This window comes from Psychrobacter alimentarius (genome assembly GCF_001606025.1).
In the GTDB taxonomy this organism is placed as follows: Bacteria; Pseudomonadota; Gammaproteobacteria; order Pseudomonadales; family Moraxellaceae; genus Psychrobacter; species Psychrobacter alimentarius.
In genome coordinates, this window is record NZ_CP014945.1 from 2,516,987 (window position 1) to 2,537,964 (window position 20,978).

Sequence of the window (20,978 nt, forward strand, 5' to 3'; positions counted from 1 at the left end):
ATTGAAAAATACGTCATTTACTATTAGTAGAATTAAATAAAAAGGAACATGCCCCTCAATAAAACCCGACTGTCTACGTGTTCTTTTCAATAAAGCTCTTAAAATACCGACTCAAACGCGCCCAATTCTACTTGGATAGATTTGGTCTGCGTATAATGCTCAAGCGCTTCAACACCATTTTCGCGGCCAATACCTGAGTGCTTATAACCACCAACTGGCATCTGTGCTGCCGACTCGCCCCACGTATTCAACCAGCAAATGCCTGCTTCGATTTGAGCGATGACACGATGAGCGCGGTTTAGATCAGTGGTCACCACCCCTGCTGCCAGACCGTAATCCGTATCATTGGCACGGCGAATGACTTCTTCTTCAGTCTCATAAGTCAATATCGACATGACAGGGCCAAAGATCTCCTCACGGACGATAGTCATATCATCACGACAGTCAGTAAAGACCGTCGGCGCGACAAACGCTCCGTCAGCTAGCGAACCAGTCGTGACTCTCTCACCACCCACGAGCAAACGTGCGCTGCTGGCTTTACCTTGCTCGATATAATCCAGCACTCTTTCCATATGCGGGAAGCTCACCAATGGCCCCATATTGATGTTTTCATCTAATGGATCGCCAAGCTTGATGCGCTCGACACGGGTCAAAATAGCTTGCTCAAACTTGGTTTGTAGCGCGGTTGGTACAAATACGCGTGTGCCATTGGTACATACTTGACCACTGCTATAAAAGTTCGCCATCATCGCAATGTCGGCCGCCATATCAATATCGGCATCATCAAATACAATCAATGGTGATTTACCACCAAGCTCTAGCGTTACCTCTTTAAGAGACGATGAGGCCGCGCTTGACATGACTTTTTTGCCCGTTGGGACGCCACCTGTAAACGATACTTTGGCAATATCAGGGTGCTGAGTGAGTGCTTCGCCAACTTCATAGTTGCCTTGCACGACATTAAACACCCCATTGGGCAGTCCTGCTTCTGTAAAAATCTCTGCCAGTTTTAAAGCCGTCAAAGGCGTGACTTCTGATGGCTTAAAGATCATCGCATTACCAGCAGCTAGTGCTGGCGCAGCTTTCCACATCGCGATTTGAATAGGATAGTTCCATGCACCAATACCAGCGACCACGCCAAGTGGCTCACGGCGCGTGTAGACAAAGCTCGTATCACGCAGTGGAATCTGACGACCCTCTATCATCGGTGCAAGGCCTGCATAATACTCAACCACATCGGCACCGGTGACGATATCTACATACTTGGTTTCGGAGTACGCTTTACCCGTGTCTTTTGTTTCGAGTAGTGCCAGCACATCATTACGCTCACGCAATATCTCGACGGCCTTTAACAAAATACGGCTACGCTCAACGGGTGTCATCGCCGCCCAGATTTTTTGGCCTTGCTTGGCCGCTTGCACCGCGTCATTGATTTGCTCTAGGGTGGTTTGCTGAATGGTTGCTAAGACCTCACCAGTCGCTGGATTGATGTCTTCAAACGTGGTCAGCGATGTGTCGATCGGCAGATAGCGACCGTTGATATAAGCGGTTTGTGTTTGCTGTAAATCAATGATGTCTGTTACGTTGATTGAATCTGTCATGAGTATGTTCTCCTTACGACCACTGGTGAGCGTTATTTATTAATCAATGCACTCATCAATTAACTAATCACTCAAACCAAATGGTTCGCCATTATGAATATATTAAAATAAAATGTTCGTGTTTTACGATGATTGATTGCGCCACTGTTATTGATCAAAATCACGCTGCGTCATTTTGATTAAGCGATCTCTTAATGACTGTTTTCCCGATATGTTGATGCCTGAAAAATCCGATAGCCAAATACCATCGACAACCAATCGCACCATACATAGCGTTTCGGTATTGTCAGTGGCTTCATACTTTTTCAATTGCGCATTTGCCCATTTGGCCCATAGCGCACGAAGCTCGCTATCACCCAGCATCAACACATATAGTGTCGCTTGATTGTCAAACTCTGCTTGCCCCTTTTCGCCCAAGCTGATGGTGGCATCGATATAGGCACGAGTAAAAGAGCCATAAGACACAGCATCTTTGGCCATCGCTGCATCTACTTCTGCTTCAAACTTAGCCATGGCATCATTGAATACTTCAAGCACCAGTGCATTTTTGGTGGCGAAGTGATGCATGACGCCACCTTTAGTCACGCCAGTTGCATCAGCGACCGCTTGAAATGTCACCTTAGACAACCCTTGCTCTAGAGTGATGCGTGCTGCCTGATCTAGTAAGGCTCGTCGAACCACTTCTGGTTGTTTTTTACGCTTATGAGCATTTTCCGTTTCTATATTCATATCAATGCACCACAGAATTAGACAATAAATTCATTACTATGACGCCACCAACAATCATAGCAATACCGATCACTGCTGCTGCATCAAGACTTTGCTTAAAGATGAACACGCTCGCGAGCGAAGTCAGTACAATTCCCAACCCGCCCCACAATGCATAAGCAATGCCGAGCGGTATTACTTTTAGCGTTTGCGTCAATGCATAAAAAGAGAGCGCATAAAGCACAAACATAATGAGCGTTGGTACCAAACGTGTGAACTGTTCTGATTTCGCAAGAAAAGTCGTACCAATGACTTCACAAGTGATGGCAGCGGCAAGATAGACATAAGCAATAGTCGTTGGACTCATGTTAAAAGTACCCGTCTCAAATTGAGCATCAGTGATTAAAGTTTCCATCAAAAGAAACCATACGGTCGGTATTCTATAGCAAGAAACCTGTAATGTGAAGGGTGAATATGGTATTTCTTGATATTGAATCGCTTTAAAACTCAAAAATATCAGCTATTTACCGGTTTCGACTCAAATATGTATGGAAAAATCAGACCTTACCGAGCGACTTTTTTATAAAAAATTGGCATGGATTACGTGCCTCAAACCCGCACTAATAAAGGAATACCTAGATAAATACATGGGATAAAACCCGTCCCAGATAATATGTGGAATAAAGGCTAAAAGACTATTTTTGATAAATTTCGATATTATTCATAATTAATAGCATAATAAGGTTGACAGCCTATGACGACTTGGCTAAAATGTGCCCCACATAACGCAAACAAGCCAAGCGATTAGGCTTTTATAAAGCTTAAACTGCTTACTGTTATGACAGCTTATTCTCCAATAGCTCAGTTGGTAGAGCAACGGACTGTTAATCCGTGTGTCCCTGGTTCGAGCCCAGGTTGGAGAGCCATATACTAAAAACCTTCATCACTTAATGATGAAGGTTTTTTTATTGCCACCATTTTGTAATGACTGATCATAATATTCGCGCAACCGTGGTGTTCTTTTAAGCATTTTTGTTGTATGGTAAGGTTAGTTTTGATTGGTTTGTTTTTTGTCTGAGTGCTTTACTCCTACTCACTAAAAGTAATGGTTTATTATGATACCTGTACGTGTAAAAAATAAGTTTTCTGATCATCCGCAAAAAATCATGCGCCCGATCAGTATTCGCCTGTCTGAAGAGATGATTGCCTTATTAGAATCAACGTCGACAGAGTTGGGCTTTAAACGTATTCAAGGGCTTATTCGCCTATACATCCGCCAAGGTCTTGATCGTGACCATCAGGATTACACCTTGGCACACGATGAAGTCTTTATCGAAACGCTACGCAAGCGCGGTGTGAGTCAGCACATCATTGATCAGGCTATCGTAGACACGCACAATAATAACATCACTCATCCTTTATCTGAGCTGCAAGACAACGACTAAAAGCACATATAGCAGACCATCATTAAAAAAGACTGAGTGCTCCGACAGGCGCTCAGTCTTTTTTTTGTGCCTCTTTTCTCTATGAATTACGCCACACCTATTTCTTTATCGCTATATTAAGTTTCCTACAGTATTTAGCCATAATTAAACACAACAGACAATCAAACACGGTATATTAAGAAAACAGTTGTTACTATTGATGAGCATTTACTAGGAGGTGTACGATAATGAATTCATATCAGCGTTTCAACAAAGCTTTGTTATTAACGATGACTTTATCGATACTAGCAATCGCTCCTGGCTGCTCGCAGCCACAAACAGACCCGAACAAACAAACCATACCAACTGACTCAGATCAATGGCAAAAAAAGTTGGGGGCAACCTTAGAGCAACTTCCTGAGTCTGACCAGCAATTGCTGAGTCGATATATGCTGCGCATGAAGCTGAGCGAAGCTTATGAGTCGGGCGCGATGCCGCGTACTACTATTGAAAAAGCGCTCATACAACAGCGTGAATATGAGCGTTTGCATCCTAATAACCCAACGGGTAAAAAAAGCCCTATTGTGACGCATCAGCAAGCCACTAACCCAACTCTGAATTATCCTGTTGCCCTACTTCCCGTCAAAAGTAGCGATAGCGATAGTTTGAACCAAGTAAAGCTACAGTTTATGCTATCAAACCACGGTAAAGTCGCTATCCGAAGCTTTAAGGGTACGTTGACCATGCAAGATGCCAATTTAAAGAAGGGCAAGCACTTTAACGTTCCATTGATTGAGTTCGAGCCACCCATTCAGCCAGAGCAATCTGGAAAAATAGTCATTGAAAGTAGTATTGAAGACATCAACGTCATGCGAGCCATCAAAAACTCGAAAGACATGACCATTGAGATTAGTGAAGGCACCCTTGTATTAGAAGATGGCGAAACAATCGAATTTGCTCAGTCACTTGTGAAGTAACCGTTAGTATAGTCAGTCCAATATAAATAAAACTAACCTCAATGTGCGGCCATTTTATATACGCATAAAAAAAGCCCCCAATCAGTGATGATTGGGGGCTTTTCGAATTTGGCGGAGACGGAGAGATTCGAACTCTCGAAGGGCTATGAACCCTTGCCGGTTTTCAAGACCGGTGCATTCAACCGCTCTGCCACGTCTCCATTGGTGCATCATTATATACAGATCATTTTATAATGCAAGCCTATATTCTAAAAAAATGAAAATAATTTTCTGATACTTCATAATTGCTCATATTTTACTTGTTTGAAGCGAGATGCAGGCACATATCCAGTAGTCTATTGGCATAGCCCCATTCGTTATCATACCAAGCAAATACCTTATATTGATCGCCCACTCGCATCAGCTGCTGTCCATCGATGATAAGCGATTCGGTCTGATGGATAAAATCACTGGAAACCAATGGCTCATCGGTATACGCCATGATATCGAGCAAATGCGCTTGGCTAGCAGACTTAAGCACTTCGCCCACTGTTTCAATACTGACATCAGCTTGCTCAAACACAAAAGTCACATCGATGGCAGCAACATCGATGGTTGGCACCCGTATCGAATGACCATTTATTTTACCTGTCATCGCTGGTAGCACACGCTCGGTGGCCGCAATACTACTAGATGTGGTGGGAATAATATTATAACCAGAAGCACGCGCGCGTCTGGGATCACGATGCGCTTGATCTAAAACCGTTTGATCGGCTGTGACTGCATGAATCTCCGTCATCATTGCTGACCTTACCCCAAACGCCTTATCCAAAGTATCAATCAGTGGTACTAGCGCCTGAGTGGTACAAGAAACGCTAGAGATAATCGGTAGAGCGCGCGTCAATTCATTTGCATTCACGCCCATGACAATGCAAGCATCTACATCGTCAAAAGGCGCGGCACCGATAATGACTTGGTGTGCCCCTGCCTCAATATGTAGATGCGCTTGCTCATAAGAGCGAAAGTGCCCTGTACACTCTAATACCACATCGACGCCAAGCGCCTGCCACGGTAGATGCTTGGGATTAGGCTCTGAGAGCATCGTAATACAATAGGTCAGATTGTTCTTAGTCAGGCAAAGCTGCGTCTTATTATCGTCATTGATGTGAGTTTCTACAATCTCAGCACTGACTCCCAATCGACTTAAGCGCCCATGCGTACTGTCAAACTTTAGCAAATGCAATAAAATATCTGCTGGCCCTAAGTCATTAATAGCGACTACATGGATGGCGCGACCCAATACTTCAAAACGCTCTAACAATGCGCGTAATACATTGCGCCCTATACGCCCAAAACCATTGATGGCGACTCTTAGTGGCTGTGTGTGCTCGCCTGTGGCACGAAATACGGCGGCGACTGGATCGGACGTCAATTGATAATTGGCATGAGAAAAATCAGGCATAACAAATGATCGCTTTAAAGGGGAATAAGAAAAAAGCATAAACACGGAGCGCGACAGACGAAGCGCCCTCATGCATCAACCAATAGGGTTTTCACCAAGAGTCTTTAATAGGTAATGAACGCATTGAAAGACGTGTGAGCTGTTATGGCGTAATAAAGATGAGAGCCAAGCGAATGGTATTGTAATCAATACCCTGTTTAAGATGATCAAAGATCGGACGTAGTTTGATGCTGCCGTCATCATTAAAGTCATTTGGATTATTGGCCACCTTGATCGCGATATACGCGTTGCCAACCGCTGTCATCACCTCATCGTCTGGGCGCAAATGATCACACAACAAGCTTGAGTCTTGAGACCTCAGCTCAGCAATATGGCGCATGATGGTCGATTGAGACAGCTGGCGTGCTTGTGAAATCTCAGCGATAGACAAACTCTCTTCTAACAGTATTCGTGTGGCTAACAGCGTGCTGTCTGACTTATCAGAGACTTGATTGCCCAGTTTTTGTTTTTTATCTTGTTGCGCTTGCAGTTGCTCGCGGCGCTTTTTTTGCAAATTGGCATAGGCATCGATGATTGACTTACTCAGCGTACCGCCTGATTTAAGAATGAATTTTTCATGCGCCTGCGTCATACTTTCTTCATCAAGCATCGCATAATTGGCATCGGCTTCGTCAGACAAGACCAAAAAGCGTCTATCCGCACCGCGTGCCAATGGGTCAAGTTGCAAGCTCATATCATTCATACCAAGCAGCTGCAAGCCTGCCAGCGACTTCAACCGTGACAACGCCACATAACCTTGCCCAAGCTCAAACGTACGAGACAAATCAATCTCAGCAGCATCTAACGTCATCCCTTGCGACTTATGAATGGTGATTGCCCATGCCAAGCATAGCGGTACTTGCTCATAGCTTGCTAGCACCTCACCTGTCTCATCTTCAATGATCCATTCTTCAGGTTCCGCGACTACTTCACGTCCTGAATTGAGTCTCACCACAGGCATTTTCTGTGTGATGGTTTTTTTAGGCTTGGGCTGCTTTTTATCACTGTCTTTTTTTGGCTTTGTTTTGGCAGTCTTTGCCGACGCTTCATCATTTTCAGTAGCGTTGTCAGTGTCGCTTTCAGTGCCATTGTCCACATTTTCATCGTCTTCAATCAACGCACTACTATTATCTTGATTATCCTCAATCTTGACGGCAGCAAATCCTATCAGCTCGCCCATCGTGCCATTCGAGACACCAAGCTCAGAATTGTTTTTGATAAACATGACCTTAGCGCCAATCTTAAGAATCAGGTCGTCTTGAGTCCGTACTGTCTTTTTCAATGTCTCAACCAGCTTACTATCGCCAGTCGACGTCGCCTCAAAGCGCATCATGTCACCTTCTAGCGCGGCAAGCTCTTTATCATTGATTTTGTTGACATTCAGATTGTGCGTATAAAGGCGCGTGCGCTTGATATCGACATCTTGATCAAAGGTGGCTTCTAGCGCAGCGATGGCCTCAAAAGTGACTTCCTGACGGCGGATTTGGTTCAAAATATCATCCAAATCCAGACCACCATTGGCCGCTTCACTGACCTGTCTGTGCTGCTCACTCAAGTAGCAAATATGGAACTTGGCATCGAGCCACGCCTCTGACATAAAGGCAAATTTCTCGCGGTTGGTTTCACCTTTACTACCAATGGGTGGTAACTGAAAAAAGTCGCCAGCAACCACAACCTGAATACCGCCAAACGCCTTGTCATTTTTACGCACGTATTTGAGCACTTGACTCACCAAGTTGAGCTGCTTGGCATGCAGCATCGATATCTCATCGATAATCAATACCGCCGTGTCTTTTAGTCGATCAGCCAAAAACTGTTTGCGCGATAAATTGCTCAAATCACGATCAGACAACTCATCTTTGATGCCGATCCCCGACCAGCTATGAATAGTCGTACCACTCATATGGGTGGCAGCGATACCTGTACTAGCAGTCACAGCCACTGGTACTCGGCGTGCACGCAAATAATCGATGTATTGATTGAGGGTATAGGTCTTACCTGAGCCTGCTGAGCCCGTTAAAAAGACATTTTGACCTGTTTTTAAGATATCAAGAGCAGAAGATTGACGCATATATCCAAACCAATTAAATGAGTAGTAATAATAAAAATAGCATGAGAAAAATAATATGTGATCAGGTCAATATAAAAAGTGTCAGCGCGGCTGGTATAAATTTTTTGTAGCATCGAGCGGCATAGGCACAGCAAGCAACAAAAATTTGTAGCAGTCACGCGTTGCAATGACGTGTACCCATTTTATTGAATATTCACTATAAGCAAAAACAGCTGCCATGATTATAACAGCTACACCCGTTTTGCGAACCACTTTCACCATCATATACCACATAACCAGAAGTTTTGTGAGACGAAATATATCATTATAAAAAGTCATTATTCCTCTACACAAAAGCTCAGTACGATAGAGTCATACTTGGTTAGGAAAACCAAATATTTGTTATCCAATAACCATAACACGCAACAAGGAGTCGTTAATGTTATACGCCTATCCCAATACTGAAAACAGTCCTGTCCAATTCCGCGAAAAATACGACAACTTCATCGGTGGTGAGTGGGTTGCACCAATCGATGGCGAGTACTTTGACAACCCAAGCCCCATCGACGGTAAAATCATTTGCCAAGTTGCCCGCTCAAAAGAAGCCGATATCGAAAAAGCGTTAGATGCCGCCCATGCTGCCAAAGACGCTTGGGGCAAAACCAGTGTCACGGATCGTGCCAATCTGTTGCTCAAAATTGCTGATCGTATGGAGGCGAACTTAGAAGCAATCGCCATCGCTGAATGTTATGAAAATGGTAAGCCCGTACGCGAGACCTTAATGGCGGACATTCCTTTGGCTATCGATCAATTCCGTTATTTTGCCAGTGCCATCCGCGCGCAAGAAGGCGGCATCAGCCAAATTGATGAAGACACGGTTGCTTATCATTTCCATGAGCCACTTGGCGTCGTTGGTCAAATTATCCCATGGAACTTTCCTATCTTAATGGCCGTTTGGAAAATTGCCCCAGCGCTTGCGGCAGGTAACTGTATCGTGATGAAGCCAGCAGAACAAACGCCCGCTTCTATTTTATATATGTTAGAAACCATCGGTATCGCTGATCTTTTGCCAAAAGGCGTCCTCAATATCGTCAATGGTTTTGGGGTTGAAGCAGGTAAACCACTGGCCTCTAACCCACGTATCAATAAAGTTGCCTTTACTGGCGAGACCACAACTGGTCGCCTCATTATGCAGTATGCCAGCGAAAACATCATTCCTGTCACCCTAGAGCTGGGTGGTAAAAGCCCCAATATCTTCTTTGCCGATATAATGGATGAAGACGATGACTTCTTAGACAAAGCCGTCGAAGGCTTGGTTATGTTTGCGTTAAACCAAGGCGAAGTCTGTACGTGTCCGTCTCGAGCACTGGTACATGAAAGCATTTACGATGAATTTATCAAACGTTGTATCGCTCGTGTCGAAGCCATCAAAATGGGCAACCCATTAGATACAGATACCATGATTGGGGCGCAAGCCAGCTCAGATCAGTTAGAAAAAATCCTCTCTTATCTTGATATTGGTAAAAAAGAAGGCGCGAAGGTTTTGGTCGGTGGCGAGCAAGCCAAGCATGATGGCGACTTATCAGATGGTTATTATGTTAAGCCAACCATTTTTGAAGGCACAAACGACATGCGCGTGTTCCAAGAAGAAATTTTTGGGCCTGTGCTTGCTGTCACTACCTTTAAAGATGACGAAGAAGCGATGAAAATTGCCAATGACACCTTGTATGGCCTCGGTGCTGGCGTTTGGACACGTAGCGTTCATAAGGCATATCGCTTCGGGCGTGGTATTCAAGCAGGCCGTGTATGGACCAACTGTTATCACATTTACCCATCGCATGCTGCTTTTGGTGGTTATAAGCAATCTGGTATTGGTCGCGAAAACCATCTGATGATGCTCGATCATTACCAACAAACCAAAAACATGTTGGTCTCTTATAGTCCTAAAAAGATGGGCTTCTTTTAGAGCGAAGCTTGACCATTGATAAGAGCTTATAAGCCTTAGATTACCACGTAATGTGATTGAGCACTTAGCGTGGCTTGATAAGGTGATAACTGTCTTAGTGGTTGTTAGTAATCAAGATTGTTATCTAAATTATGGTTTTATTCACACTTAAGTGAAGCAGTAAGCCGCATCTTCTTCAATCACAGGCTATATGTAGCGTGAGCGAAAATGATGCGGCTTTTTATATTCAGCCCCTATGCTCTTAACGTTCATGCTTTTAACGATAAGGAAATCATCATGAAAGTAACAGCGACAGAAGCCTGCAAAGAATTAATCGATTTACTCAAATCCAAACACGGTGAGCTGATGTTCCATCAATCAGGTGGTTGCTGTGATGGTAGCTCGCCTATGTGTTATCCGCTGGGTGAATTTAAAGTAGGCGGACAAGATGTTTTGGTCGGTGAGCTATCGGGCTGTCCGTTTTATATGGGTAAAGCCCAATATCAGCTTTGGCAACACACGGACTTGACCATTGATGTGGTCAATGGACGCGGAGCAAGCTTCTCGTTAGAAATCCCTGAAGGCAAACGCTTTGTTGTACGCTCAGAGATTTGTGCCGTGTAATTTCAAAAACCATCAAACTGTGCTCATATGAGTACTTTTTCCTTACTGGTGATGACAACGTTCATTGGCACCAACGTATATGCGTGCCAGCCCTCATTTATTATCCCTGTCCCCATTTATAATCATAAAAAATAGTAAATATTTTTGAAATACAATCCGGTCGTATTGAGTGAGTCAGTTGTACAAAATATAGCCAAGCAAACGCTTTAATCACAATTGTTTCAGCAAGATTAGGAGCCTTAAAAAGTCACAGCTTTCTATCAAAACTATTTCATATATGTATCAAAACTTTTTTATATACCCCTTGCGCTTTTCCTATTTAAAGGAGTATATTCAGACCACTTGTTTATATTAATGGGTGTTGCAAAGCGAAATTGAAGCCGCTAAAAACTGAGTTGCTTCTTACTTTGTACACTAAAAACCTTATATAAATAAAAGCTTTAAAAGGAATTAGAAAAACGCCAGCTGTATTCATGGCTTGAATACAAACATATCAATGTATGGGCGACTACTTATCATTACATAGGATGTAAGAATGCAAAAATCACTCTTCAAACTGACAATGTTAGCGACACTTATCTTAGGCATCAGTGCCTGTAGTGGCGATAACAAAACCACTGATGACTCTGCTGCCAGCTCAGATGCCAAAGCTGCCAAAACCCTACTTTACTGCTCAGAAGGCAGCCCTGCTGGTTTTGATCCAGCGCAGTATACTGCTGGCACTGATTTTGATGCGAGCGCTTATCCTATCTATAACGGTTTGGTGCAATTCAAAAGAGATGGTACTGAGATTCAGCCAGGACTGGCGGAAAGCTGGGATATTAGCGAAGACGGTAAGACTTACACCTTTAACCTTCGAAAAGGCGTCAAGTTCGGTAAAACAGATTACTTCACGCCAAGCCGCGATTTCAACGCAGATGACCTCATTTTTACCCTAGAACGTCTCACCAACCCAGAATTTAAATTTAACAAAGCCTACCCTGCTGAATTCCCATATTCGGTTGGCATGGGACTGCCTGATATCATCTCTAACATAGAAAAAGTTGACGATTACACGGTAAAAGTCACGCTCAGCGAAACCAATGCACCATTTTTACAAAATTTAGCGATGCCTTTTGCTTATATCAATTCTGCTGAATATGCAGACAAGTTGATGGCGTCTGGTAATGAACCTGATATCAATAACAAGCCAGTCGGTACTGGACCTTTCGTCTTTACTTCTTATCAAAAAGACGCCCAAATTCGTTATACCAAAAACCCAGATTATTGGGACAAAGATAATATCCACATCGACAACTTAGTCTTTGTCATTACCAAAGATTCAGCGGTTCGTGCGCAAAAAGTTCAAGCGGGTGAATGTCATGTATCGGCTTATCCAAAACCTGCCGAAATTGAATCGGTCAAAAAATCCGGTAAAGCCACCGTTCTTGATCAACCAGGTTTTAACGTCGGCTATGTGGGCTACAACGTCGAAAAACCAAAGCTGAGTGATCTTAGAGTCCGTCAAGCATTAGATATGGCGATTAATAAAGATGCGATCATCAATGCCGTCTATCAAAGCGAGGGTCTCAAGGCCACCAACCCAATGCCGCCAACGCAGTGGGGTTACGACAAATCGCTTAAAGATGCACCTTATGACGTCGAAAAAGCAAAAGCTTTGATCAAAGAAGCTGGCGCGGACAATATGTCTATCAATCTATGGTATATGCCCGTTCAACGACCATACAACCCCAATGCCAAGCTAATGGCCGAAATGCTACAAGCAGACTGGGCGAAGATTGGTGTCGATGCCAAGCTGGTCACCTACGAGTGGGGCGAATACCTAAAACGCGCGGCGAAAGGTGAGCCTGATGTGATCTTGGCAGGTTGGACGGGTGATAATGGTGACCCTGATAACTGGTTAGGCTCGTTACTGTCTTGTGACGCTGTCGGTGGTAATAACTACTCACGCTGGTGTAACAAAGACTTTGACAACTTAGTCATGAAAGCGCGTCAGGTCACTAATCAAGATGAACGTGTGGATGATTATGTACAAGCTCAACAGATATTCAAAGAGCAACTTCCTTGGACGACAATGGCGCATTCGGTAGTAACCGTATTCACTGCACCAAATGTTGTGGATTTCAAAATCAGTCCGCTTGGTGCCGTACGCTTCGATGGCGTGAAGGTCGAATAGCGAACTCCGCTAAGCCCAGCAAGACAGGCTTTATTATTTAATGGGTAGCCGGTTGGATCAAATTTTGTTCCAACCGCATCAACATACATTAAATAGCTTGTCACGGGCATTCTTATCACTGCTACCTCTCTAATCATCGAACCACAACTGTCGAGCGGCTTATGCTACTTTATATTTTGCGTCGAATTGCCATCCTCATTCCTGTCTATCTAGGCTTAACCCTCTCAACCTTTACCCTGATACGTCTCGTCCCTGGCGATGCCGTTGAGATTATGATGGGTGAGCGCATGGTTGATCCAGAGCTACATGCTCGCGCCTTAGAAAGATTGGGATTGGACAAACCGCTCATCGTCCAATATTGGGACTACTTGAGCGGTATCTTAACTGGTGACTTTGGTGCGTCCTTTCGTACGCGCGCCCCAGTCTTACAAGACTTTTTTGCCCATTTTGTACCAACGTTAGAGTTGGCGCTGTGTGCGATCATCATTGCTAGTGTCGTTGGTATCAGTTTGGGTATTTTTGCCGCACTGCGCCGCGGTACTTGGATTGATTACACGCTAATGTCAGGCGCTCTCGCTGGCTACTCCATGCCCATTTATTTATTGGGTCCTATCCTCACTGGTATCTTTGCCCATTATCTCGGCCTACTGCCTGTCGCTGGTGTGATCTCTGTCGCTCAGTTTTTAGATGTGCAGCCCTTATATGGCTCATGGTTACTAGGCTCGCTTACATCAGGTGAACCGGGTGCGTTTTGGGACGTGGTCAAACACTTTATCTTGCCTTCTATTGCTTTATCGACCATCCCCCTCGCGATGATTGCGCGGATGACACGCTCTGCGATGTTAGAAGTGTTGGATGAAGATTATGTACGTACGGCTCGAGCCAAAGGCTTATCGCCGCGCCGAGTGATTTTGATACACGTGATGCGTAATGCATTAATTACTGTTGTGACGGTGGTTGGCTTACAGATGGCAACTTTGCTTGCAGGCGCTATTATTACTGAGACCATCTTTAGCTGGCCAGGCGTTGGTAATTGGCTACTTGATGGATTTTTCACACGTGATTATCCAATCGTGCAAAACGGTATCTTGTTGGTCGCCACTGCCTTGATTTTGGTTAGCTTATTTATTGATATTTTGTATGGCTTAATCAATCCACGTATTCGCCATACTTCTTAATCTAACATTGATAAATACTCATATTATAAATAGGGACGATTAGCGCTTGAGTGGTCTTTAGAGTTTTTAGCAAAATCTACCTCCTTATTAGGAATAAGATTCTAGCCACTTTCAACGCGTTCGCCACTATAGGAACTGCTCATGAAGTCTTCTACTCTTCCCTCTGATGCCAACCTTGTGGCAGCCACGCCGCCTTCATCTTGGCAGTTATTTTTATCGACATTTTGCCGAAACAAAGGCGCCGTCATTGGATTTATTGTCTTGGCATTGATGGTTATTATTGCCATATTTGCGCCAGCCCTTGCCCCTCACGATCCTTATGAATTGTTTACTGGTCAAGAGCAATTGCCTCCTGCGTTTTTAAGCGGTGGTGATACTATGTTTTGGCTGGGTACGGACGATGCTGGTCGCGATACTCTGTCTCGCGTGATGTATGGCGCGCGTTATTCTTTATTCATCGGTCTGAGTGCGACCACGCTTGCTATGCTAGTCGGCATCTCGTTAGGACTGAGTGCGGCATTTTGGCCTAAAGTTTGGGGCAAAGCTGTCATGTTGGTCAATGATATTTTGATGTCCTATCCCAGCTTGCTATTGGCCATTATCATTGCGGCAATCTTAGGCCCTTCAATGACCAATACGATTATTACCATTGCTTTGGTCTGTACGCCGCCTTTCATTCGTCTTACTCGTGCTACCGCGATGGTAGAGCTGCAACGCGAGTATTTTATTGCCTCACAAGTGATGGGCGCTGGTGTGCTCAGACTTTTGTTTGTGACGATTTTGCCCAACTGTATGGCGCCACTAATCGTACAAGCAACGATGATTTTTTCATCGGCGATTTTAGAAGCAGGTGCGATTGGTTTCTTAGGATTTGGCGTGCAACCACCCGATGCTGAATGGGGTGCTATGCTGGGCACAGCACGTCAATATATTCAAAGTAACGTTTGGCTCGCCATTTGGCCAGGTGTCGCTATCTTCTTAGCTGCCTTATCAATCAACCTGACTGGTGATGGCCTACGCGATGCGCTAGATCCCAAATTAAAGCAGGTGACCTAACATGACTGATACTTTAAACCATACCCATACCTCGATGAATGGCTCATTAGTAAAAGAGTCACCATTGTTACTAGATATCGAAAATCTCTCGGTCACTTTTGGTGAAGGATCGCGTGCTTTTCGCGCCGTAGATGATGTGTCTTTGACAGTGACTCAAGGCGAAGTTATTGCGATAGTAGGCGAGTCAGGCTCAGGCAAGTCCGTTACTATGATGGCATTGATGGGACTCCTGCCACCTTACGCAAGCGTACGTGCCAAACGCGTGATGTTCGATAACAAAGACATGCTCGGTATGTCGCCCAAAGAGCGACGCGGCATCATTGGTAAAGACATCTCTATGATCTTCCAAAACGCCATGTCGTGCCTAAATCCAAGCTTTACGGTTGAGATGCAATTAGGCGAAGTCCTTAGAAAACACCTCGGTTTGCGCGGCTCGGCAGTACAGGCACGCATATTAGAGCTATTAGAATTGGTCGAGATGCCCGATGCCAAAAACAGACTCAAGGTGTATCCACATCAACTCTCAGGCGGTATGAGCCAGCGAGTGATGATTGCCATGGCGCTGGCATGCGAGCCAAAACTCCTTATCGCCGATGAACCCACCACAGCACTTGATGTCACGGTACAAGCACAAATCATGGACCTACTTGGGCGCTTACAACGTGAAAAACAAATGGCCATGGTACTGATCACTCATGATTTGGGTTTGGTCTCTCAAAACTCACGTGACGTCGCTGTTATGTACGCTGGACAAGTAGTTGAAACCAATACGGTGCCAGAAATTTTCCAAAACCCAGCGCATCCTTATACCGAAGCATTGCTACAAGCCATCCCTGAACTGGCTATCGGTCAAGACAGATTACACAGCTTACCAGGCGTGGTGCCCAGCCAATACGACCGCCCAACTGGTTGCTTACTGTCTCCGCGCTGCCCTTACAAAGAACCTGCGTGTGACGTGCCGCCGCCTATTTTAGATACGCCTAATGGCAAGGTGCGCTGTATTCATACCGATCTACCAAGCATATCTGCTGGTACTTCTCCCTTTGACCCTGCTACTTTGGAGTCCCAAGCATGAGTGATAAAGTGGTCTTAAAAGCAGACAATCTACGCAAGCACTACCCTGTATCTCAAGGTTTGGGTAAAGCAAAAGCATATGTCAAAGCCTTAAATGGTATCTCGTTTGAGCTACGCGCTGGCAAAACACTGGCGGTCGTTGGTGAATCAGGCTGCGGCAAATCGACGCTTGCCCGCCAGCTAACGCTCATCGAACAGCCGAGTGACGGTGAGCTATTTATTAATGATGAAGGTACAACAGGCTATAGTAGAAAAGCATTAAAAGATTTGCGTACTGAGATTCAAATGGTCTTTCAAAACCCTTATGGCAGCTTAAACCCGCGCCATACGATTGGGTATCAATTAACAGAACCGCTAGACATCCACACCAAACTGTCAAAAGAAGACAAGCGCGACAAAATCAACGACATGATGAGAAATGTCGGTTTGCGTCCTGAACATGCAGGACGTTATCCGCACATGTTTTCGGGTGGTCAACGTCAACGTATTGCCCTCGCGCGTGCCATGATGCTCAATCCAAAAATCGTTGTCGCTGATGAACCGACTTCTGCACTTGATGTGTCCATTCAAGCGCAAGTATTGAACCTGTTTATGGACTTGCAAGACGAGTATCATACGGCATATGTCTTTATCTCACACAACTTATCCGTCGTGCGCCATGTCGCGGATGATGTGATGGTAATGTACTTAGGTCAAGCGGTCGAACACGGTCCCAAAGAAGCCATTTACAACGCGCCAAAACATCCTTATACGATGGCCCTATTGGCAGCAGCACCCACAGTGAATGGTCAAAAAAAGGATCTAACACTGCAAGGTGAGCTGCCAAGTCCTCTCAACCCGCCAAGTGGTTGCGCCCTACACAAGCGCTGCCCTTATGCTAAGTCGCAATGCAGCGAAATAGAGCCACAGCTTCGAGAATGGGACGGGCGATTGGTGGCCTGTTTACGTTTAGAAGAGATACATGGTTAAAAGTTTTTAATCGTTTAATAGATAAAAAAACCGCCGTCATGGCGGTTTTTTTATGTTTTATAACAATGAGCGTTTAAGTTTACTCTTTATAGACTTCTTTTTATTTTATCAAACTGTCTATCTCGAAACGTGCATCGCCGCTTCTAACGCTGCGGTGTCTTCATGCATACGATATAAACAAATCTTGCCTGCCTCATTGAAGCGTACAATCATCGTCCAAAGACTGTTAAACACGTCGCCAGTATTCTTGACGGTGTGAGCCAGTTCACCAAACCTAACAATATAATCATCGCTTGCAATAGAATCTTCCATCTTAAAAGTACCAAATTCAAACATCTGAGCCAGATTTTTAAAAAATACGGTGCCTGCATCTTGACCAATGTGAGTGCCATAAATCGGCACTTGGCTGTCGTTCTCTTCTCGAAAGACCACAAATTTTACGTCTGTGTCGCACAGCGCCATGGCTTGTTCATACTCTCCTGTGAAGACATGAGTGACAAACTCATCAAGGATTTGGGTATTTGATTTTTTTTGCATATATTTTCTCGCTATAGTTGATCCCCTCTAAAATCAATATAGCACTACTGAGATAAATTTTACGTCGCCTCTGTCTGCGAAGGCACAGCAAGCAAGAAAAATTTGTTTCAGTAGTGCGTAATAATAGGTGATCCTCTTTTGTTTAGGATTGACTATATTATGGATTGCATAAATCGTGGCACTTTCAAGGCTGCCAACGAATTATATATAGTCTAATGAAAGGCTTAGTAGACAAACAGACGACACCCACACATTGACTGTGCAAATATGCACAACAGAATTTGCTAAGATAAGAGATGATTAAAACAAGAGAATAACTATGTACTGGGACGATTTGGCTTACTTTGTTTGCTTAGTAGAAAAACAAACATTGACTGCATGCGCTGAAGCAATGAATGTGCAGCACAGCACGGTTGCTCGGCGTATTGAACATCTTGAGCAAACATTGGGCGTCAATCTTTTTGATCGGCTGGGCAAACGCTACGTGTTAACTATCGAGGGCGAGCGGCTCTACCACCAAGCAGTAGAAGTCAAAAAAGAGATGGTCACTTTTCAAAGAATGGCAATCGACCAAAACGCTCTACAAGGCAAAGTGGCGGTATCCGCCCCGCCTGTATGGGCAAACGAAGTTCTCATACCTGCGCTGACCGACTGCCGTCAGCAATTCCCAGATATAGTGGTATCATTGAGCGGTGATGTGGGCATGAGCAATCTACATCAACGAGAAGCGGATATTGCTATACGCACGCGTCGTCCTACCCAAGAAGACTTGGTTATCCGTACACTAGGATCGTCGACCTACCGATTTTATGCGCATAAAGATTATCTTAACAACACAATGCATGAGCAATGGCAATTGATAGAGTTTCAAGCCAATGCCAGAGTGCTCGCTTGGTCGCAGGCATTTATAAAGCGACATGCCTATACGATTGCTTTTAGTACCAACGATTTATACATGGCGTGTCATGCGACTCGCCAAAAAATAGGGTTTATGCTATTACCTGACTTTTTAGCCCGTCAGTATCCAGAACTGGTAGCGGTTGACCCTATTAATAAAGTTACGATAACTGACTTAGAAGCCCTTTCTTCAGTGGACAATTACGCGTCTACTGAGACATTACAGCCTGAGCAGTCAGATACACACTCACCTATTCCACTAGCCCAATCGTATCCACTCTATTTGGTCATGCACCCAGATGTTCGGCGTTCGGTACGAGTCAGAGCAGTAGCAGATTGGTTAATTGATTGTTCTACTCGATTAGAAGGGTTTGCGTGATATTTTTTATTGATTAGATGATAGATCTGTAAATAGTAACCTGTTCACGGCGCACTCATATTCACCACACCGCGGCACTTAGGAAACTGCGCGCACCCATAAAAGGACTGTCCTTGGCGTGCGCCTGTTTTGGCAACACGTTTGATCATCTCACCGTTGCATCTTGGGCAGGTTGGTGTTTGAACAAGATTAGCTGCATCTTCTACCGCCTTAAGTATCTCAGGTTCTTTGACCTGTGGCTCAGACTCTACAATTTCAAACGGCGTCAAAAATACTTTATTGGTCATATCATATGGGCTGATTGTCTGCTGAATATTCAAAACATCAATTGTTAAATCGTTAGATTCAATCTCAGTTTGACCAGACCATCGCTGCACTTCTCTACTTTTTAGGATAGGTCTTTTTACGGTTTCTTTTACTGTTGGTTCAGGTGTAGGATTGTCAGTATTTTTGCTCGGGTTACTATGCTTATCTTTTAGATAGGCTTTGTGCTGCCGATTGGTGCGCCACGATTTGCTAAATCTATTGCTCTCAATCTGCTCAACAATGGATGTGACCTCGTCTTCAGTCAGTAGTTTATCTTGTTTTCTCTTCACATAAGAGACCATACCACTCGTCAATACGTGTTCGGGTAGCTCATCGCGGGTTTTCAACTCACACTCACCGATGAACGCAACCATCGAATGAAAGTAGCTTAGCTCCAATCCCAACAAATCTGCGAGCGTCTTAATATGCAAATAATTTTGACGCAGTGGATTTTGGAATTTAAATTTACTGCCATTTGGAAAAGATTGCGTCCACTGCTTTTGGTTCTCGCTACCATATATCCAGCCTTTATAGTTTTTGGTTTCGATGACAAAGATGCCGTATACAGAGACGATGACGTGATCGATTTGTGTACTACCGCCATTGGCTAACGGTAAGGTAATGCCGTTTAATCGGTGATAAATATCTTTTTCAAGTTTTAACCACATGGCGACGTTGATGACAGTTTCGCCGAGGAAGCCTTTGAAGGTGGATTTTAGGGACATAATAGCGATCTTTAGAATGGTTATAGAATGTGCTAAGCGCAATAACAAAACTCTTTAAATTTAATTAATCAGCACTCTCTTACGATGCTTTAAAGGCTTGGCATAAGCAGAAGAACATGATCTGATATGTTTATAAAAACTCTTATAAACCCGATCATACTCTTCATCAAGCTGTTTAAGTACATCTAAAGTACTATCGTTAGGATTAGTTTCATGTTCATACTGTGCATTTATCAGGCCTCCCCCTGCATTTAAAAACAACTCATATTTTTTCTCAAGCTCTGGAAAATATAAAGCTATCAATATTTCTATCTTGCCACCTTCTCTGTAAAATTCATCAACATCTAAAGCTTCATAGCAATTGCTTGAAAAACTTTTGGATTGAACTTCCTGAATAATGGCTGCAAAATCAACTAGTCTAAAAACTACTTCCTCAAACTTTATTATTAAAAAGGCTTCATACTCTTTTTTGCGTTCAGATCTCTGAGTAATGAGAATACCGCATAGTCCAAATATTCCGATTATGCAGGCTGCTATCAAGCCTTCACTTAGTTCAATCTGTTTTAGCCATGTAACAGCATTTGCCAGTTCGATACTATTCATCTAATTTTTCCAATTCTGTAGTCATATAATTTATTTTTATATGAGAGCTGCACGAGAAGTAAAACTTAGCTTTGTGAGCAATCAATCTATTCTAATTTACCACTAAATCATTATGTTGAGGCACAGAATTTAGTACTGGTTGCAGCAGTTATTTTACCGATAACCACATTGATTAAAGTGGAACAAAAAAATAGCTCCAAAACCAAAATTCAACCATAAAAAAAGCGTTGCCAGATTACTCTAGCAACGCTTTTATAAACTTAAAAACT

The 20,978-nt window shown here is 43.9% G+C and carries 18 protein-coding genes and 2 tRNA genes; 11 read left to right on the forward strand and 9 right to left on the reverse strand.

The genetic code is table 11. From position 1 onward, the window contains the following. Window positions 1–98 precede the first annotated feature (98 nt). The 3 genes from betB to A3K91_RS10290 form a co-directional block, all read right to left on the reverse strand. On the reverse strand, window positions 99–1,601 hold the full coding sequence (betB, locus tag A3K91_RS10280) for a betaine-aldehyde dehydrogenase (protein WP_062845177.1): 1,503 nt from the start codon (window positions 1,599–1,601) through the stop codon (window positions 99–101). Between the two features lie 147 nt (window positions 1,602–1,748). Continuing rightward, a complete protein-coding gene (locus A3K91_RS10285; RefSeq protein WP_228139854.1) occupies window positions 1,749–2,330 on the reverse strand; it encodes a TetR/AcrR family transcriptional regulator in 582 nt (193 codons plus the stop codon). Window position 2,331: 1 nt separating this feature from the next. Continuing rightward, window positions 2,332–2,676: a DMT family transporter gene (locus A3K91_RS10290; protein WP_062845978.1), complete on the reverse strand. Its 345-nt coding sequence runs from the start codon at window positions 2,674–2,676 to the stop codon at window positions 2,332–2,334. Window positions 2,677–3,159: 483 nt separating this feature from the next. Between A3K91_RS10290 and A3K91_RS10295 the strand changes: the two genes are divergently transcribed. The 3 genes from A3K91_RS10295 to A3K91_RS10305 all read left to right on the forward strand — a co-directional run bounded on the left by A3K91_RS10295 (window position 3,160) and on the right by A3K91_RS10305 (window position 4,710). After that, window positions 3,160–3,235, forward strand: a tRNA-Asn gene (locus A3K91_RS10295). Between the two features lie 189 nt (window positions 3,236–3,424). After that, window positions 3,425–3,754, forward strand: a complete 330-nt coding sequence (locus tag A3K91_RS10300; RefSeq protein WP_062845178.1) for a hypothetical protein — start codon at window positions 3,425–3,427, stop codon at window positions 3,752–3,754. A 227-nt stretch (window positions 3,755–3,981) separates the two neighbouring features. Beyond that, complete coding sequence (locus A3K91_RS10305; RefSeq protein WP_062845179.1) at window positions 3,982–4,710, forward strand: hypothetical protein; 729 nt, start codon at window positions 3,982–3,984, stop codon at window positions 4,708–4,710. Window positions 4,711–4,819: 109 nt separating this feature from the next. Here the strand turns inward: A3K91_RS10305 and A3K91_RS10310 are convergent. The 3 genes from A3K91_RS10310 to A3K91_RS10320 form a co-directional block, all read right to left on the reverse strand. After that, window positions 4,820–4,910, reverse strand: a tRNA-Ser gene (locus A3K91_RS10310). Window positions 4,911–5,005: 95 nt separating this feature from the next. Continuing rightward, window positions 5,006–6,151, reverse strand: a complete 1,146-nt coding sequence (locus tag A3K91_RS10315; protein ID WP_062845180.1) for a type I glyceraldehyde-3-phosphate dehydrogenase — start codon at window positions 6,149–6,151, stop codon at window positions 5,006–5,008. Between the two features lie 142 nt (window positions 6,152–6,293). Then, on the reverse strand, window positions 6,294–8,261 hold the full coding sequence (locus A3K91_RS10320) for an AAA family ATPase (protein ID WP_062845181.1): 1,968 nt from the start codon (window positions 8,259–8,261) through the stop codon (window positions 6,294–6,296). 418 nt (window positions 8,262–8,679) lie between these two features. Here A3K91_RS10320 and exaC point away from each other — a divergent pair, with 418 nt between their 5' ends. The 7 genes from exaC to A3K91_RS10360 all read left to right on the forward strand — a co-directional run bounded on the left by exaC (window position 8,680) and on the right by A3K91_RS10360 (window position 17,262). After that, complete coding sequence (gene exaC, locus A3K91_RS10330) at window positions 8,680–10,206, forward strand: acetaldehyde dehydrogenase ExaC (RefSeq protein WP_062845183.1); 1,527 nt, start codon at window positions 8,680–8,682, stop codon at window positions 10,204–10,206. A 276-nt stretch (window positions 10,207–10,482) separates the two neighbouring features. After that, window positions 10,483–10,809, forward strand: coding sequence for a DUF779 domain-containing protein (locus A3K91_RS10335; protein ID WP_062845184.1), 327 nt, complete (start codon window positions 10,483–10,485; stop codon window positions 10,807–10,809). Window positions 10,810–11,344: 535 nt separating this feature from the next. Next, window positions 11,345–12,985, forward strand: a complete 1,641-nt coding sequence (locus tag A3K91_RS10340) for an ABC transporter substrate-binding protein (protein ID WP_062845185.1) — start codon at window positions 11,345–11,347, stop codon at window positions 12,983–12,985. A gap of 161 nt (window positions 12,986–13,146) precedes the next feature. Further along, the gene (locus tag A3K91_RS10345) at window positions 13,147–14,163 is read left to right on the forward strand and encodes an ABC transporter permease (RefSeq protein ID WP_062845186.1); all 1,017 of its coding nucleotides are present in this window, start codon (window positions 13,147–13,149) and stop codon (window positions 14,161–14,163) included. A 141-nt stretch (window positions 14,164–14,304) separates the two neighbouring features. Continuing rightward, complete coding sequence (locus tag A3K91_RS10350; protein WP_062845187.1) at window positions 14,305–15,219, forward strand: ABC transporter permease; 915 nt, start codon at window positions 14,305–14,307, stop codon at window positions 15,217–15,219. Between the two features lies 1 nt (window position 15,220). Further along, window positions 15,221–16,294: an ABC transporter ATP-binding protein gene (locus A3K91_RS10355; protein ID WP_084387332.1), complete on the forward strand. Its 1,074-nt coding sequence runs from the start codon at window positions 15,221–15,223 to the stop codon at window positions 16,292–16,294. Next, a complete protein-coding gene (locus tag A3K91_RS10360) occupies window positions 16,291–17,262 on the forward strand; it encodes a peptide ABC transporter ATP-binding protein (RefSeq protein WP_062845188.1) in 972 nt (323 codons plus the stop codon). The genes A3K91_RS10355 and A3K91_RS10360 overlap by 4 nt, the downstream gene beginning before the upstream one ends. Before the next feature lie 117 nt (window positions 17,263–17,379). Here A3K91_RS10360 and A3K91_RS10365 read toward each other — a convergent pair whose 3' ends face one another. Continuing rightward, the gene (locus A3K91_RS10365) at window positions 17,380–17,799 is read right to left on the reverse strand and encodes a nuclear transport factor 2 family protein (RefSeq protein ID WP_062845189.1); all 420 of its coding nucleotides are present in this window, start codon (window positions 17,797–17,799) and stop codon (window positions 17,380–17,382) included. A gap of 319 nt (window positions 17,800–18,118) precedes the next feature. On the opposite strand from A3K91_RS10365, the gene A3K91_RS10370 reads away from it, so the two are divergent. Next, window positions 18,119–19,075 carry a LysR family transcriptional regulator gene (locus A3K91_RS10370; RefSeq protein ID WP_062845190.1) on the forward strand — a complete coding sequence of 319 codons (957 nt, stop codon included), beginning with the start codon at window positions 18,119–18,121 and terminating at the stop codon, window positions 19,073–19,075. A 44-nt stretch (window positions 19,076–19,119) separates the two neighbouring features. Here the strand turns inward: A3K91_RS10370 and A3K91_RS10375 are convergent, their stop codons facing one another. Together A3K91_RS10375 and A3K91_RS10380 are read right to left on the reverse strand one after the other, a co-directional pair. Further along, a complete protein-coding gene (locus A3K91_RS10375) occupies window positions 19,120–20,106 on the reverse strand; it encodes a nuclease-related domain-containing protein (protein WP_062845191.1) in 987 nt (328 codons plus the stop codon). Between the two features lie 60 nt (window positions 20,107–20,166). Further along, window positions 20,167–20,709: a hypothetical protein gene (locus tag A3K91_RS10380; protein WP_062845192.1), complete on the reverse strand. Its 543-nt coding sequence runs from the start codon at window positions 20,707–20,709 to the stop codon at window positions 20,167–20,169. Between the last annotated feature and the right edge of the window lie 269 nt (window positions 20,710–20,978).